This window comes from Janthinobacterium sp. GW460-12-1-14-LB5 (genome assembly GCF_059423585.1).
Map to the genome: position 1 here is coordinate 1 of NZ_JBWKYD010000046.1, position 16,521 is coordinate 16,521.

13 protein-coding genes are annotated in these 16,521 nt (G+C 62.2%); 7 read left to right on the forward strand and 6 right to left on the reverse strand.

All coding sequences use genetic code 11. The features are described 5' to 3' along the window. The 5 genes from AC07X6_RS28030 to AC07X6_RS28050 all read right to left on the reverse strand — a co-directional run. Positions 1-347 (reverse strand): hypothetical protein (locus tag AC07X6_RS28030; RefSeq protein WP_494793149.1); only part of this gene is annotated, 347 nt, incomplete at its 3' end. 1 nt (position 348) lies between these two features. Beyond that, positions 349-1,020 carry an AHH domain-containing protein gene (locus AC07X6_RS28035; protein WP_230538338.1) on the reverse strand — a complete coding sequence of 224 codons (672 nt, stop codon included), beginning with the start codon at positions 1,018-1,020 and terminating at the stop codon, positions 349-351. 24 nt (positions 1,021-1,044) lie between these two features. Then, positions 1,045-2,268 carry a hypothetical protein gene (locus AC07X6_RS28040; protein WP_230538339.1) on the reverse strand — a complete coding sequence of 408 codons (1,224 nt, stop codon included), beginning with the start codon at positions 2,266-2,268 and terminating at the stop codon, positions 1,045-1,047. 1 nt (position 2,269) lies between these two features. Then, complete coding sequence (locus tag AC07X6_RS28045; protein WP_494793150.1) at positions 2,270-5,185, reverse strand: type VI secretion system Vgr family protein; 2,916 nt, start codon at positions 5,183-5,185, stop codon at positions 2,270-2,272. Next, entirely contained in the window at positions 5,182-5,940 is a 759-nt protein-coding gene (locus AC07X6_RS28050; RefSeq protein ID WP_474290877.1) for a hypothetical protein, read from the reverse strand. The genes AC07X6_RS28045 and AC07X6_RS28050 overlap by 4 nt, the downstream gene beginning before the upstream one ends. Before the next feature lie 217 nt (positions 5,941-6,157). Between AC07X6_RS28050 and AC07X6_RS28055 the strand changes: the two genes are divergently transcribed. The 7 genes from AC07X6_RS28055 to tssA are packed head-to-tail and all read left to right on the forward strand — an operon-like array spanning position 6,158 to position 15,563. Beyond that, positions 6,158-7,003 carry a M15 family metallopeptidase gene (locus tag AC07X6_RS28055; protein ID WP_494793151.1) on the forward strand — a complete coding sequence of 282 codons (846 nt, stop codon included), beginning with the start codon at positions 6,158-6,160 and terminating at the stop codon, positions 7,001-7,003. 15 nt (positions 7,004-7,018) lie between these two features. Then, positions 7,019-7,288, forward strand: coding sequence for a PAAR domain-containing protein (locus tag AC07X6_RS28060; RefSeq protein ID WP_230542386.1), 270 nt, complete (start codon positions 7,019-7,021; stop codon positions 7,286-7,288). A gap of 31 nt (positions 7,289-7,319) precedes the next feature. Continuing rightward, positions 7,320-8,771 carry a hypothetical protein gene (locus AC07X6_RS28065; RefSeq protein ID WP_494793152.1) on the forward strand — a complete coding sequence of 484 codons (1,452 nt, stop codon included), beginning with the start codon at positions 7,320-7,322 and terminating at the stop codon, positions 8,769-8,771. A 46-nt stretch (positions 8,772-8,817) separates the two neighbouring features. Further along, positions 8,818-12,723 (forward strand): type VI secretion system membrane subunit TssM, encoded by a 3,906-nt coding sequence (gene tssM, locus AC07X6_RS28070; protein WP_494793153.1) that lies wholly within the window; start codon positions 8,818-8,820, stop codon positions 12,721-12,723. Continuing rightward, complete coding sequence (gene tagF, locus AC07X6_RS28075) at positions 12,720-13,700, forward strand: type VI secretion system-associated protein TagF (RefSeq protein ID WP_494793154.1); 981 nt, start codon at positions 12,720-12,722, stop codon at positions 13,698-13,700. Before tssM ends, tagF begins: the two co-directional genes overlap by 4 nt. A 35-nt stretch (positions 13,701-13,735) precedes the next feature. Next, positions 13,736-14,497 (forward strand): OmpA family protein, encoded by a 762-nt coding sequence (locus AC07X6_RS28080; protein ID WP_494793157.1) that lies wholly within the window; start codon positions 13,736-13,738, stop codon positions 14,495-14,497. A gap of 19 nt (positions 14,498-14,516) precedes the next feature. Then, the gene (gene tssA / locus AC07X6_RS28085) at positions 14,517-15,563 is read left to right on the forward strand and encodes a type VI secretion system protein TssA (protein WP_494793155.1); all 1,047 of its coding nucleotides are present in this window, start codon (positions 14,517-14,519) and stop codon (positions 15,561-15,563) included. Between the two features lie 266 nt (positions 15,564-15,829). On the opposite strand, the gene AC07X6_RS28090 is transcribed toward tssA, so the two are convergent. Beyond that, positions 15,830-16,327 (reverse strand): DUF3304 domain-containing protein, encoded by a 498-nt coding sequence (locus AC07X6_RS28090; RefSeq protein WP_494793156.1) that lies wholly within the window; start codon positions 16,325-16,327, stop codon positions 15,830-15,832. Positions 16,328-16,521 lie beyond the last annotated feature (194 nt).

Consider the following 16,521-nt stretch of genomic DNA (forward strand, 5'->3'; position numbering starts at 1 on the left):
GTCATATACCAGTAATCTTCATGCCATTGTCCATCATCATGAATATAAACCGATGGATGCATATGAAGATGCGGAATGTCAAGTTCCAGAAGCGCCTCTCGCATTCTGCTGCTTATAAGCAAATTATTTCCATCAAAAAGTATGGATGGAACTTTTTTCAATGACGGAATACCATTTTTTTCATTGTATTCTCTCCCGGCGTTAAAAAACATAAAAGGAGGTGAACCGATTGGAAATTCCTCGAAATCATAATTTTTATTTGACGTGTTCTTATCTGCAGAAAGCGATGGAATTCTTTCATCATCTGCCTCGATCAAAATGTAATATTGCTGCTCATATTTTTTCACTTTACCTTCCTGTCATGAAAATATAGCTTTTGACTTTTTTATATTTTATATTTTCACTTGTTTGCTCTTTCGCTTCTCTGTTGAAGTGATTTCTATCCACCCCACATGCTTTTTTATCATTATATTTTTTTATCGAATCCACGCTACCACAACCTTGCAAACTCCCTGGGGAAAAATTTTTAGCGATTCGTGTTAGCGGTGCTTTATTAGGTTTGTTTTGAATCATAGCCAAAATTGTAGTGCTTAGCCTGTTTAATTCAGATATGACTTTTTTTGAATTTGAAATTTTGTCGCCAGCACATACTTTATGAAGAGGCAGGCCAAGATCTATTATCCTTTGCGCCACCATATGATGATAACTCGCAGGTTCAGAATCATCGTCATAAGAATCTTGGTTCGAAGTATGATTCCCTCGGTGTAACTGAACGTTGAGGTGACAGGCCCCTTGCAAAGTACATGGTATAAATACAAGATTCGGCAGAAGATTAATATCATAGCCAAACTTTTCTATTTTCTTCCCAAGCTGACTTCTTTTCATACCCTCTGCGGAAATAATATGATGCGCCTGCATTCTCACGCCGTTATTGCGAGGATGATGATGATCTCCTTCAATTACCGCCTTAATTCTATTCAAGTATTTACTATCCTTGGATGAATTTCCAATCAATGCCATACCTGCCTCGATAAATTTAAAATATCATTTATAGACCACTGTTCCCTGCCTGCCACGCGGCGTGCTGTGCCCGGTACTGCCGCACAAGCGACATTTTTTGTCGCGTTTGATGCTTTCTTTCCTGGTTTTCAGCGTCATCTTTGATTTCCCCTTGATGCGAAGTCCTTTTGCGCGTGCCTTGACCAGCTTGGCGCCGAGCTGGTGCAAGTCATCCACCGCATTCGACAAGTCTTCCAGCATTCTTATCAGGGCATCCACCGCTGCCTTCGCGCGCTTGATTTTCTTTCCTGCCGTTGCGATTTTCGCGCTGCTTGCGGCAATCCGCGCGACCAGCATGGTGATGCGTGCAGCTGCTGCGGTTCCGGCACTCAATAAAGCAGTCACAATCAGCAGGACTACCTCGATCATCAAATACGCGCCCCCTTTGCCGGCCGCATAAGCATAGAAATTCGGCGGAATCGCTTCCAGCATCAGGCCAACGTAAGAAACATAGGCCAAGGCGCTATCGGCGTCGGCAATAATTTCCAGCACAACTGGAAAATTGGGGTCATTTTTAATGGCCTTGGCCAGTTTGGGATCGATATCCATCAATTCCCTGTCGACAAACGCCTGGATCGGCTTTGGATCGCCATTGGCAATCAAACTGGGCAGATTGAGGATGGCGGTGCGATGCTTGTAGATTTTCTTCGCTGTTGCCGCTGTATTGAGCACCATCCCGGCAGTGTCGGAAATTGCATTGACCGTATTTTTCAATTTTCCGACTTGCTGCCGATACAGTTCGCTCGCCTCATCTTCAATGGACTTCCGCCACCATGCCCAGTTGTACAAGGTATCTTCCGGATGATCGATATGCTTGTTCAATTCCTTTTGAAGTGCCCGATAACGCTGCCCACTGTATGTCCCAAGACGGTCATAAGCTGTACCTGCGTTCTCTTTGATGTTGTCACCTATTGCCACCCAGGTCCGGGCTTCGAAAAGCTCGGCCTGATCATCAAGCCAGCTGGCGCCCCCCTGATTCAAGCCCTCGCGTGCGCTATTGATAAACGCTAATGTCGGGCCGTCATCCCATAGCCTCTGGAATTCCGCCATCTGGTCGGTCAGGTTGAGGTAAGTGGCATGCAGGCGCTGGACGATGGATTCACGGTCTTCGAAGATTTCCCGTTCCGTCACCTTGGGTTCGCTGGTCACCAGCACAGCACCATCTTTCGGCAACTGCAGGTGCTTGATTTCCGAGTCTTTCTCTTGCATCTTATTTGCTACCTGATTTGAGCGGGTTGACATTGACCGACTGTAAAATGCTCTTGCCATCGACCTTGAATTTCAGCTGTTCCAAAGGCCAAGGTGTATTCCATGCATCGTCGTAACTTGCCTCGAGTTCAACCCAGGTATTGTCTTCTTTGGGCAACACTGGCATGAGATGGTCCAGTTTCGTCGGTCCGCTGAAGCTTTTCTTGCCCGCATGCACCGTAATCTTGCCCGGGCACTGGATCGTGGTATTGCCGCCTTCGATGGTGATATTCGCGCCGCCCGCCGTCGACAGGCGGATGCTTTTCGCCGCCGCCCAGTCCACATGCGCGTTGGCGCTGATGACGTTGACCTCTTCGCGCGCCTGCACGTTGAGCACGTCGGCCTGCGCCTGCGCGTCGATGGCGCCCTGGGCCGCGATCAGTTGCACCCCGGCATCACCCTCCCCGGCCTTGACGGCGCCGCCCAGCACGCCGATGGCCTGGCCCGCGTGCACGCGCCACTGGCCGCCACCGGTGAACTGGGTATCCTGGCCGCTCATCATGGTGACGGTTTCGCCGCTGGCCAGTTGCATGTCTTGCCCCGCGACAACGCCCAGTCCGGCCCTGGCGGCGATCGCGATGATGGCGTCCTTTGTGTGTGGCAACTGTTCATGCATGCCGGAAATGCTGGCCAGCATCGCTTTCAAGGGCGCCGCCTGGCCGTCGAGCGCGCTGGCATTCGGCGCACTGGCGCCGATGTGGCTGGCGTAGGCCACCGTTTGATGCGTCTTGGCGGCAGCGCTGAATGTGTCGCCCAGCAGCACCGCCTGTTTCAGCAGGGCAATGCCGGCGGCGTTGTCGCCGGCCGGATCGCGTTGCGCGGCCTCGTGCCGGAGCACATAGCTGCTTACCAGCAAACCCGCCCTGGCGCGCACCGCGCCATACGCATCGGTGCGCAGCTCGGCGCCGGCGCCGCGCAGGCTGCCCCGGTAGTTGTCGGCGCCGTGGATCAGGTGGCCCAGGTTCAGTTCGCTGGCCGCATGGCTGCTTTTCAGCTGGATGCGGCCCTGCTGGTCGGTGTCGTCGAACAGCAGCTGGTTGTAGCCGGCCGTGCTGCCCGCCTTGCCGAATTCCTTGCTGCGGATGCCCCATTGCGCCGCTCCATTGCGGTGCGCCGCGCTGGCGCCCGCGGCGCCATGCCACAGCGGACTGTTGCCGCCCGCCACATTGCCCTGGCCCGCGATGGCGTGGTCATGCGCCGGCTGGAACACGCCGGCATCGCCTGGCTCGCCCCCGACGCCGCCTGGGGTCGGTTTGGTGCCGCCCTCGCCCTGGCCGTTGTACAGGGCGCCGACGATGACGGGCCGGTCGATATCGTTTTCCAGGAATTGCACCAGCACTTCCTGGCCGATGCGCGGCAAAAACTGGCTGCCCATGCCGCCGCCGGCCGCGCGCTGGGCCACCCGCACCCAGCACGTTGCGCCAGTCTCTTGCTGCCAGTGAAAGCGGATGCGCACCCGGCCCAGCTTGTCGCAGTAAATCTCATCGGCGCCGCTGGCCACGTCATTGCCGTCGGCGCCGACGACGATGGCGCTCTGGCTGCCCAGGGCGGTAGGTTTCGGATGTTGGCGCAGTCCGTTTTCGCCCAGTACCGGGCGCCACGGCGTGGCGGCAGGAATCGCTTCCAGGTGGTTGGCGTAGCCGCTGGCCACCGCCTGGGCGATCACCTGCTCGAAATGTTCAATGTAATGCGGCCCCAGGTTCAGCGTACCCAGGCTTTCCTGCAGCAGTTCCGGGATCGGGCCGAACAGTTCGGCCAATCCTTGCCGGGCCGGCGCCGGCAGGTTGTTGACACCCACGCTGCAGACGCGCAGCACGGTGTAGGACGGCGTGTCGCCGCCCGCCGCCTGCAAGGGTCCTTGCGTCAAGGTAAAACGCGTACCGGCGCGCAAGGTGCGCACCATCGAACGCGCAACGCAGCGTTCGCCGCGCGCTTCGATCGCCTGCATGCGCAACAGCGCGTAGCGGCTGGCCTGGGCAGCGTCGGCATAGTAATACTGGCCCGGCGTATCGTAGCTTTCCAGCAGTGGCGCCTGCCGGCCGCCCACCGCCGTCCGGGTCGGCACGCTGGCCGCGACCGCCTGCTTTGCCTTGTAGTCATAACTGAGCACCGTCGCCAGCGCCGTGCTCAGCGAACGCGCCGTGCTGAACGCCTGCAGCGTGTCGCCCTGCTCGCCAACCCTCGCGCCATGAAAGCGGATGCCGCCGCCGGCCGCGCTGGACGCATCTTCCGGCACGGCGCTGTCGGCGCTGCTATCGGCAAACAGCACCAGGCAATGGCCGCCGTCCTGTTCCTCAAAGCGCCATGCCAGCCCTTCTTCCGTCAGCAGGCGGCTGACGAAATCGAGGTCCGATTCGCGGTACTGGCAGCAATAGCTGCGCGCCGCGGCGCCGTCCATGAACGGGCGCGTGTCGTCGCTCCAGCGCCATAACGCCGCCGGCGCATAGGCCTGGAACACGGACTCGACGATCTCGATCACGGACTTGTCTTGCCAGACGCGGCTGTTACGCACCTGGCCCAGCCGCCACAACCACGGTGTCAGGCGCAGCCGGTAGCGCGCCAGGCCGCCCAGGCTGCCCAGCATGGCCGCCTCGCTGATATGGCCGCTGAAACTGGCGCGGCTGCCATCAAACAGGCTCACCTGCAGCGTGGCCAGCTTGCCCAGCATGGGCGCCAGCGCCAGCTGGGCGCTGGTCGACAGCACGATGACATCGCGCGCGCCCGGCGTCTGCAATTGCTCGTCGCAGGCGAACGCTTCCACCAGCAGGGGCGCAGTCTCTTGCGCGCCGTCACCTTCAAGCTTGAGCTCGTACAAGCGCGTGATGCTGGAGAACGCTCCCAACGCGGCGCCCACCTGGTCCAGCAGCGCTGCGCTCATCGCGCGCCTTTCGCCGCTGCCTTGGCCGCCTTGCACAGGGGCTTGTCGACGCGGCCGGCGCACGTTCTCTGACGGCAGCTATCGGCCGCCGCCGGTTTCAATTTGCTGCATTGCTGCAACTGGGCTTGCAGGCTGGACGGCGTTTTTTTGGGCGGCTTGGCCGCCTGGGCGTGCGAGACCAGCGCGGCCAGCAGGGCCACGTCGTTTTCCTGTTCCGGCGTGGTGGCGGGCTTGGCCGGTGCCGCAGGCTTGAGCGGCTTGGCCGTTGGTTTTTTTGGCGGCGCCGCCTTGGGCGCGCTCTTCTGCGGCCTCTCAAGAGCCTTGCTCAGCACATCCCTGGCGCTGGGTACGGGAGCCGAAACCGGAGCCGGCAGGTCGGCGTCCAGCATTTCGCTCAAGCTCTGCTGCGGCAGTGCCTGCTGCTCCTCCTCGCGTATGCTGGCCGCGGCGGTGACAGGGGCGGCGGCTGGCGTTTCCGGCGCTGGCGCCGTGCTGGCCAATGCCGGTTCGGCCTGCGCCGCCGTTTCGCCTTGCCCCAGCCAGGCACCGGTGGCCAGCAACAGCATGGCGCCAGCCAGCATGCCCACCCAGACGGCCCACCGGCCGATGCGCCTGCCGTCATGTGGTACGGGCGCGGGCCGGCGGCCGCCTTCAAGGTGGTTCAGGATACGGCTGCGGTCGGCCTCTGCCTGTTGCGCGGGCGTCAGTAAGCTGGGCCGTGTCGATGGCCGTCGGCTGTCGTCATTGCTTTGCAAAATCTTAACTCCTGTCAATATTTACAACACCTTACGACAATAAAAAAAAGCGTGACGCATGTTAGGAAATCAACAGTGCGCACCCGGCGCACAATTGAAACAAAGCCCCCGTAATTAGCAAGTTAGTAAGATATACTCAGAGGCAATATTAGCGAAAACGCTGGCACCGCGGCATTCAGCTGCCTATGCATGGCGCCTTTTTTCGAACGGAGTGGGCGTGTTTTTACTGGCGGTGGCACTCTATTTTTTACTTGCATGCCTGATCAGCTGGCTGGCGCTGTTTCCATCCGGCCGCGAACTGGTACTGCGGACGCTGGCGACGGCCGAACAAGGCCTGGCGGCGCGGCTCGATCGGCTGGCCCGGCGCAGGAACGCCGGCCTGGACACCTTGCGCCGTAGCGGCGCCAGGACGCTGCTTGGCGGCGCGGCATTCGTGCGCCGCCATTACCTGCTGTTCCTGGGCGGTGCGGCGGTGGTCTGCCTGCCGCCGGCGATCGCCTTGCTGGCAGGCAGCAAGAACATGCTGGGCGGCTACGAGGTCTCGACGCGCGAAATGAATACGCAGGTATCGGCCCTGCTGCAAGGTGAACAGCTGGTGCCACCGGTAGACCTGCCGCCGCTGGTGTTTGCCACCGAGGAAGTGCAGCAAGTGCGGCCGATGCTGGTATCGGCCAGCCGCAACTGGACGCTGCTCAATGCCGAATATGCGCAAAGGCTGCTGCTGGTGTTCAAGATCATGAAAGAAAAACATGGTTACGACATGGCCATCCTGGAAGGCTACCGCAGTCCGGAGCGGCAAAACATGCTGGCCGGCATGGGCAGCAATGTCACCAATGCGGCCGCGTTCCAGAGCTGGCATCAGTATGGCCTGGCGGCCGATTGCGCCTTTTTGCGCGACGGCAAGCTGGTGATCTCGGAAAAAGATCCCTGGGCCATGCGCGGCTATCAGCTGTATGGCGAAGTGGCCGAATCGGTCGGCATGACCTGGGGCGGCCGCTGGAAAATGATGGATTTCGGACACACGGAACTGCGCGTGCCGGGTGTGATGAAAAAACAACGATGACTGGAAGGAACACATATGGCTGGTCCCGTAATCAGATTGGGCGATAAAACATCGCATGGCGGCAGCGTGCTGGAGGCCTCGGCGATGACGGACAGCGGCGGCATCGGCATCGCGCGCGTGGGCGACAAGGTCTCGTGCCCCCTGCCGGGCCATGGCACCTGCCCCATCGTCAGCGGCGACGCCAGCTGGATCATCGACGGCAAGCCGGTCGCCCGCCACGGCGACAAGACCAGCTGTGGCGCGATGCTGATCGCCAGCCAGCAAGCCACCACGGATCAACTATGACGTCCCGCCGCCACTGCAAGGAAGTGCGCTGATGCGCCCGTGGCTGCGGCGCAGCCTGCTGATACTGGCCGTGTTCGCCCTGTGCTGGGGCGGCGCAATCTGGTACTGGCGCACCAGCATGCGCATGCCGTCGACGGGCGACCTGGCCGGCACCATGCTGGCGTTGCCGCTGCTGCTGCTCGCCAGCTGGTGGCTGGGCAAGAAACTGCTGGCCAGGCTGGCCGCGCCGGCAGCGGCGCCGGCCGATGCCGCCGGCAGCGACGCCCTGGCGGGCGGCATCGAAGCGCCGCCGCGCGCACCGCTGCACCTGGCCGCCGCCGCGCTGCGCATGCCAGGTGGCGGCTCGGCGCCGGAACTGGCGGCCGCGCTGCAGGACAAGCAGCAGCGCCCCGAACTCGATCCGGAGCTGACCGATGCGCAAGGCTACCCCGTGATGAGCGCCCGCGTGGCGGATCTCGATGAACAGGGCCAGAAGGAATTGCTGGACGACTGGCTGCGGACCCGTCCTGCCGCGACGGCGCAGGGCGCGGCAGCGCATTTCGATGCCGAACACTTGCGCGCACTGGCGCTGGGCGCTGGCGTATTGAATGAACTGATGCAGGAAGCGGCGATGCACGCGGCGCTCGACGGCTACAAGACGGCGCAAACGGGCGCGCGTGCCGTCCTGCCGACCCTGCAACTGCATCTGCTGTTGCCGCCGGACTGGGACAAGCCGCAGCGCGACATGGGCGCCGCCTGGCTGCACGCGCAAGCGGGACAGCAAGGCTGGCCGTCCGACAAGCTCAGCGTGCACCTGGCCGGCGACTGCGGGCCGCTGGCGCTGATCGAACAGCTGGCCACGCAGGCTGCCTTGCAAGAGGTGCCGTGCCTGGCCATCGTGCTCGCTTGCGCTTCCCATATCGGCGAGATGACCGTGCATGACTGGACTACGCGCGGCCTGCTGTTCAATGCCGGCCAGCCGGGCGGGCAGATTCCCGGCGAAGGCGCGGCCGGCCTGTTGCTGGCCGACGCGGCCCAGGCGGCGGCGCTGCAGGCCGACACGCCGGTACTGCTGCACCATGCCAGCACGGCCGTGCGCGGCCAGTCGGCGGACAGCCGCGGCCATGGCGATGCCAGCTTGCTGGCCGAGCTGGGCGGCAAGGCGATGTCGGCCGCGTCCGTCGCCCCGGCCGCGATCACGCGGCTGTACGCCGATGCCGACCAGCGCTCCAGCCGCATGATCGAACTGATGAACAATGCAGGCACGCTGCTGCCCGATATCGACCTCAGCAATGACGTACTGAGCGTGTCGGCGGCCTGCGGCCAGAGCGGCCAGGTGGCCACCCTGGCGGCTCTGGTGCTGGCGCGGCACGAGGCGGCCGAGAATGCCAGCCAGGTGCTATGCCTGAGCAACCTCGATGCCTTCCACCGGGCCGCCGTAGTGGTGGGTCCGGCCGCCGATGCCGCTCCTGCCGCTGCCCCTGAAACCCTGGCCGCGACATGACCCCTCCTTCCACCATGCCTATCAACCTCTCGCCCCTCATACTATGATGCAACGATTCTGGCATTCCATTACTACCCGTTTCAGCCTGTTCGCCATCGGCTTCGTGGCGCTGGCCGCGCTGCTGGCCAGTTGCGCCGTCATCTTTCAATGGCCGCTGGTATGGATCGTGCCGCCACTGGCGCTGGTCCTGCTGGTCGCCAGCGTGGTCTGGTGGCTGCAGCGCAGGCGCCGCCAGCGCGATGCCGCCCGGTTCGGCGGCATGCTGGAACAGCAGACAGCCGGCGCGGCGCCCAAGGCCGGGCCCGCCCAGCGCGAAGAAACCGAAGCCATCCGCAAGCGCATGCTCGAGGCGATCAGCACCATCAAGACCTCCAAGCTGGGCCAGCTGTCGGGCGACGCGGCCCTGTATGAATTGCCCTGGTATATGATCATCGGCAATCCGGCGGCCGGCAAGAGCACGGCGATCGCCAATTCCGGCCTGCAGTTTCCGTTTGCCGACAGCAAGATCGTGCAAGGCATCGGCGGTACCCGCAATTGCGACTGGTTCTTCACCACCGACGGCATCCTGCTCGACACGGCGGGCCGCTATTCCGTCAACGACGAAGACCGCGCCGAATGGTTCGGCTTTCTGTCGCTGCTGAAAAAACACCGCAAGCGCGCGCCGATCAACGGCATCATCATCGCCGTCAGCATTGCCGAACTGACGGGCAGCCGGCCCGAATTCGCCATCAACCTGGCCAAGAACCTGCGCCAGCGGGTGCAGGAGCTGACGGAAAAACTGGAAGTGCACGCGCCCGTCTACGTGGTGTTCACCAAGGCCGACCTGATTACCGGTTTCAACGAATTTTTCCAGGACACGGAACGCGGCGAACGCGACCGGGTATGGGGCGCCACCCTGCCCTACAGCCAGACCAGTTCCAAACAGGACGTGCTGGCACAGTTCGACCAGCGTTTCGACGAGCTGTATGACGGCTTGAAAGAGCTGAGCCTGGCCAGCATGGCGCTGCAGCAGAACGAACGCATGCCGCCGGGCGTCTTCACCTTCCCGCTCGAATTCAGCGCGATCAAGGGGTCGCTGCGCGCCTTCATCGCCACCCTGTTCGAGGAAAACCCGTTCCAGTTCAAGCCCGTCATGCGCGGCTTTTATTTCACCAGCGCGCTGCAGGAAGGCGCGTCGGTATCGGCCTCGTCGGAACGCGTGGCGCAGCGCTTCGACTTGAAATTGCAGCCGCAGCAACACAATGCGGTGCAGGACCAGCATGGCTATTTTTTGCTCAATCTGTTCCGCAAGGTGATATTTGCCGACAAGGAACTGGTCGCCCAGTACGCCAGTCCAGCCAAGACCCGCCTGCGCTACGCCACCTTCTTTGCCGCCACCGCGCTGGTGGGCCTGGCGCTGGCCGGCTGGAGCTGGTCCTACATGGCCAACCGCCAGCTGGTGGCCAATGTGCAGGCCGACCTGGACCAGGCGATCAAGGTGCAGGACAAGCGCCTCGACCTGCAATCGCGCTTCGAAGCACTGGAAATCCTGCAGGATCGGATCGAGCAGCTCGATTCCTACCGCAACAGCCGCCCCGTCTCGCTGGGCCTGGGGCTGTACCAGGGGGATCTGCTGGAGCGCAAGCTGCGCGAGGAGTATTTCTCGGGCGTGCGTGAAGTGATGCTCAGCCCGGTGGCGCAATCGCTGGAAGCCTTCCTGGCCGAAGTCAACGCCGGCGCCAGCCGCTTGCAGCCGATGGCCAGCACGCCGCAGTCGGGCGCGGTGTCGGCCAGCGCGGCAGCCACCCTGCCCGCGCCGGCCGGCACCCTGGCCGCACCGGTGGCGGCCACGCCGACGCCAGCCCTGGCCAGCGCCCCTGCCGCCGCACCGCCTGCCACGGCCGCCGCCGTCAACCTGGGCGCACAGCAATTCAAGGATGCCTCCCCGGCGAATGTGGAAGATGCGTATAACGCGCTGAAAACCTACCTGATGCTGAGCGACAAGTCGCGCGCCGAAGCGAGCCACCTGAACGACCAGCTGACCCGTTTCTGGCGTGTCTGGCTCGACAGCAACCGCGGCAGCATGCCGCGCGAACAGATGATACGCAGCGCCGAACGCATGATTTCGTTTTATCTGACCCAGATCAACGACCCGTCATGGCCACGGATCGACAGCAAGCTGGCGCTGGTCGACCAGTCGCGCGATAGCCTGCGCCGCGTGGTGCGGGGCATGCCAGCGCGCGAGCGCGTGTACGCCGACGTCAAGGCGCGCGCGGCCACGCGCTTCGCCTCGATGACGGTGGCGCGCATCGTCGGCGAGCAGGACAAGGAACTGGTGCTGGGCAGCTACGCCATTCCCGGCACCTTCACGCGCGACGCCTGGGAACAATTCATCCAGCAAGCCTTCCAGGAGGCGGCTAACCGCGAACTGCAAAGCGCCGACTGGGTGCTGAAAACGGCCTCGAAGGACGACCTGACCCTCGAAGGCAGCCCGGAGCAGATCCAGAAAGCGCTGGTCGAACTGTACAAGACGGACTACGCCAGGGAATGGCAGAAATTCATCCAGGGTGTCAGCATCCGCGAGCTGAATGACTTCGACAACGCGGCGGCGGCCATGAACCGGCTCGGCGACCCGCAAACCTCGCCGATCAACAAGCTGATCGAAACGGTGTACAAGGAAACCTCGTGGGACAACCCGTCGCTGCTGGGCCAGGGCTTGCAGCGCGCCCAGCGCGGCGTGATAGGGTGGTTCAAGGAAACCATCCTGCGTCAGAAACCCTCGGGCATCAACGTCAACGTCAGCACGGGGGCAGCGGCCGCCGGCGCCTTGCCGATGGGGCCGGTAGGCCGCGAGTTTTCCGGCGTCGCCCGCCTGGTGGTGACCAAGGACAAGGACGCTTCGCTGATGCGCGGCTACATGGAAGCGCTATCGAAGCTGCGCGCCCGCTTCAACCAGATCAAGAACCAGGGCGATACCGGCCCCGGCGCCAAGCAATTCATGCAGCAGACGCTCGACGGCACCGGTTCGGAACTGGCCGATGCGCTCAAATACGTGGATGAACAGATGCTGACCGGCATGACCGACGGGCAAAAGCAGGCGATCCGGCCGCTGCTGGTGCGCCCGCTGATGCAGACGTTTGCCGTCATCATCAAGCCGACCGAAACGGAAATCAACAAGGTCTGGCTGGCGCAGGTGCTTGAACCGTTCCAGAAAACCCTGGCGCCCAAGTATCCGTTCTCGCCCGCCTCCGGTAGCGAGGCCAGCAATGCCGACATCGGCCAGGTGTTCGGACCGGAAGGCAGCATCGCCAAGTTCTTCAATACCACCATCGGCCCGCTGGTGGTGCGCCGTGGCGATTCACTCAGCGCCAAGACCTGGGCCAACATGGGCATCGGCCTGGCGCCGTCCGTGGTGGCCAGCTTCCCCGGCTGGATCGCGCCGCTCAGCGCCAACGGCGTGGCCACGGCGGCCGGCGCCGGCGAAGCGCAAACGCGTTTCGACCTGCAGGCGCTGGCCGCCAGCGGCGCCACCGAGTACACGATCGAGATCGATGGCCAGGCCCTGCGCTGGCGCGGCCAGCCGCAGCCGTGGATCCATATGGTCTGGCCGAATCCGCAAGGCACGCCCGGCGCGCGCATCAGCGCCATCACGCCGGAAGGCCGTACGGTCGTGTTGCTCAACGAACCTGGCCATTTCGGCCTGAAGAAAATGATCGATTCAGCCAAGCGCAAGCGCAAGGATGGCGGCGTATTCGAATTGAGCTGGGAAAACAGCGGCGTGACCGTGGCGGCCAACCTGAAGATCGTCGCCACGCCGGCGCCAGCCGCCGCGCCGAGCACCGCCTCGGGCGCTGCGGGCTTCCGCGGCCTGAAACTGCCGGAAAGCGTGGCCCAGAGCGTACCGGCCGTCAACACCCCCGCGCCGGCAGCCCCTGCCGACGCCATCGCGGCCAATGCCGCCGCCGTGCCATGAGCCGCACCACCGCCACCCCGATCGGCTATTTCGGCAAGCTGCCCAGCCGCGGCGACTTCGTCAAGGCCAGTGACAACCCGGCCCTGCTGAAGATCCTCGACGACTGGCTGGCGCAGGCGATGGACCTGCTCAGCGCCGACGCGCGCTGGAAGCTGACCTACGATGCGCTGCCGCCCATGCATTTCGCCTTTATCGGCCCGCGCCGGGGGCGCGCCATCGCCGGCCATATCGCCGCCAGCAGCGATGCCTCGTCGCGCCGTTTTCCCTTCCTGATGATGAGCACCATGGAAGTGGACCATCCGGCCGCGTTTGTCGCCAGCAGCCCGCTGGTGCTGTCGCGCCTGTGGAACCGTTTCGAGGCGCTCAGCAACGACATGCGCGGCCCCGATGCGGGCAACGCGCTGCAGGCGGCCACGCATGCCAGCATCGACGTCGACCTGCGCGCCGCCGCCTATGAAGCCGCCTTCAACGATTTTCTCGACATGCAGACCGTGGGCGAACTCGACGCGCTATTGGCACCGACCGGCTTCACGGGCACGGTGCGGCAGGTGCTGCTGGCGCTGGGCCTGCTGCTGCAGCCGGTGATGGCCAGCAGTTCCAGCCGGCTCGAGAAAAGCCTGGAACTGCCGCTGCCGGCCGATCCGCTGTACCGCAACATGGTGGCGGCGTTCTGGATGCACCTGATCACGCCGTTCCTGGCGCGCGCCGACTTCGAGCTGGCGCTGTTCATCACGCGGCTGCGCGGCCGCCAGACGCTGGTGCTGGGCTTTTCCGGCGCCTCGGCGCAGACCCTGCATGTGCTGATGAACCCGCAAGCGGCACTCGATCACCATATCGCGTTCGACGACCTGGAATGGGTCGAAGAACAGGTCGGCAGCGACTATGCGATCAAGAAAGTGTCGACCTATCTGGCGCAAGCCAACCTCTCGCTCAAATCGGCGCACGACTCCTTGCGCGCCGCCTTTATCGGAACCTGACCATGCGCATATCCCGGATCGTTCTCTTCCTCTGCATGGCGCTGGCCACCATGTCCGCTTCAGCGCAAGCGCCCCTATCGATACCCACGGCCGCCACGCCGCAGCCAGGTCAGGTGCTGGCCAGCGGCACGGTGCCCGACGAAGCAAGCAAGGCCGCCGTACTGGTGCGCCTGCGCGAACTGTACGGCGCCGACAAGGTGGTCGACCAGATCGCGGTGAGCCAGGTGGTGTTGCCCGCCAACTGGAACGCCTATGTGCAAAAGTTGCTGTCACCCAATCTCAAGCAGATCAGCCGCGGCCAGCTGAAGATCGACGGCAGCGTCGTCAGCGTGCGCGGCGAGGTGGCCAACGAGGCGCAGCGGCAAAAGATCGCCAGCGATATCGCCACAAGCCTCAACCCCACCTACACCGTCAACAACGGCCTGCGCGTGTCGGCCAGCGAGCAAGGCGTACTCGACACCACCCTGGCCAACCGCACCATCGAATTTGAAAGCGGCAAGACCATGCTGACGGCATCGGGCCGCGCCATCCTCGATGAAATGGCGGCGGCCATGCAAAAGCTGGCCGGCCGCAAAGTGGAAATCATCGGCCATACCGACAACCAGGGCTTGCGCGCCAGTAACCAGAGCCTGAGCCAGGCGCGGGCCGAGGCCGTCAAATTCTACCTGGCGTCGAAGGGCATCCACAGCGAACTGCTGACGGCGTCGGGCCAGGGCTCCGACCGGCCGATCGCCAGCAATGACACGGCGGACGGGCGCGCCCGCAACCGGCGCATTGAATTTCGCATGGCGCAATAACCATCTATCAGAGGACCACATGTTTTCAGCCGAACAGCTATTACTTCCGATCAGCAATGAACAACCGGCGGGCGTGGATCTGGCGTTCTCGCCCGAGCTCGACGCCATCACGTTGGCGCGCAAGTTCGACGACCCCTCGCTCGACCAGGGCGAATGGGTCGCCGACCTGAAGGAAGCCGACTGGGACTTCGTCGTGCGCAGCTGCGCCGGCCTGCTTGCCGGCAGCAGCAAGGATCTGCGCCTGGCGGTCTGGCTGACTGAAGCGGGCGCCAAGCGCTATCACCTGCGCGGCATGGCCGAAGGCTTGCTGGTGCTGGCGGGTCTGTGCGAAAAGTTCTGGGACCGGGGCCTGTTTCCGGAAGCGGAAGACGGCGACCAGGAGCAGCGCATCGGCAACCTTAGCTGGATACTCTCGCGCATCCCGCCGCTGCTGCGCGAGGTGCCCCTCACGGGCGGCCCGGGAGGCGCCTTTTCCACCATCGATTTCGAGACCGCGCGGCGCCAGGCCGGCGTGGGCGATTCGGCCAGGCCGCATGAGGGCGTCAAGTTGTCCGACATGGAAGCGGCGCGGCGTAACAACTCGGCCGCCTTCTGCGCCAGCTTCGCCGTCGACGCGCAAGATTGCCTGGAAGCGCTGCGCAAGCTCGAAAGAGTCGTCGACGCCCGGCTGGGCAACGACAGCCCGGCCTTTTCCACGGCGCGCGAAGCCGTCGAAGCGATGCTGCGCGTGATGCCAGCCAGTGCCGGCGTGACGCCTGCCGCCGTCCCTGTCGCGGCGAGCGGAGCAGCCGCTGCCGCAAGCACGATGGCGCCTGCCATGCTGGCGATCCCGGCCGGCCCACCGGGCGCCATCGCCACGCGCGCGCAGGCGATCGAGCAATTGCGCGCCGTGGCGCAGTTCTTCCGCCGTAGCGAACCGCACAGCCCCGTCTCGTATTTTGCCGACAAGGCGGCCAATGCCGCCGACCAGGACTTGCACAGCTGGTTGCGCTCGGTGGTCAAGGACGCCAGTTCGCTGGCGCATATCGAAGAGTTGCTGGGCGTGCAGCCGCCCGAGAATGGCTAAAGCCGAAGCTCCCTCCTGGCGGCGCGCCTGCTGCCGCCAGGGTGTTCGGGTTTTTGCCTGGCGCAGTCTTATTTCACATTTTCCCGGTCTTCCTCGCGCCAGCGCTTTAACAGCTGCGCCTTCCAATCGGCCTCTGCATTGGCATATTTCAAATTGGCTTTTGTACGGAATGATCCATTGCCAGGTTCTTCAAGATACACATCCCATAGCCCAGCAACATTGCTGTGCCTGTTTTTACAAGAACACCTGAATTATTTTCACAACTTCTATTCCCATATTATTTCCAGTGGAATGCCCGGCTCCAGTTCCGCCTCCTTGCCAGCAAGGGGATATTTTCGATGTCCCAGCAAATATTTTGTTACAAGTATCTTATAACTTCCATCATGAAGAAAATGGACGACAAACCTGTCGGCATCGGAAGAATTGTAATGAGGGATAGCGACAGTCTTCTCCACCCGAACCGGCTTACCATTTTTTACAGTATGCATGACAATCGCCACTTTCATGCCTGGCGTCCATGTCGCTGGGATAGAAAGACAGCAGGTTTTTCCTCCACCACCTTCACCTGGGCTCAGGTAGCCAGCCTCGGCTGAAGATCCGTCTTCGAGTGTCACGACATAGCTGCCAACACCATGCTCGGTATGGTTATACGCAGTCATATTTACGTCAATCTTCATTGCCTCCTTGCTACAAGCTGTATTTAAAAACACAAGAAATCCACATAAAAATACGCAACCAAATCGTTTTCCCAGCAAATTCACCATAGCCTTCCAGAAACTGAAAATGCATTATCACAAAAAACATTCATATGAGAAAATTACTCTCCTATTATTTCAAGCGGCTCACTTGGCCGTAATCCGTTCTCTTTCCAGAAAATTGATATCTCCCACCTCCAAAAATACTTGGTCATGATGCAAAATATTAAAAATCCCCTATTGATATAAGATGAATGCTTTCC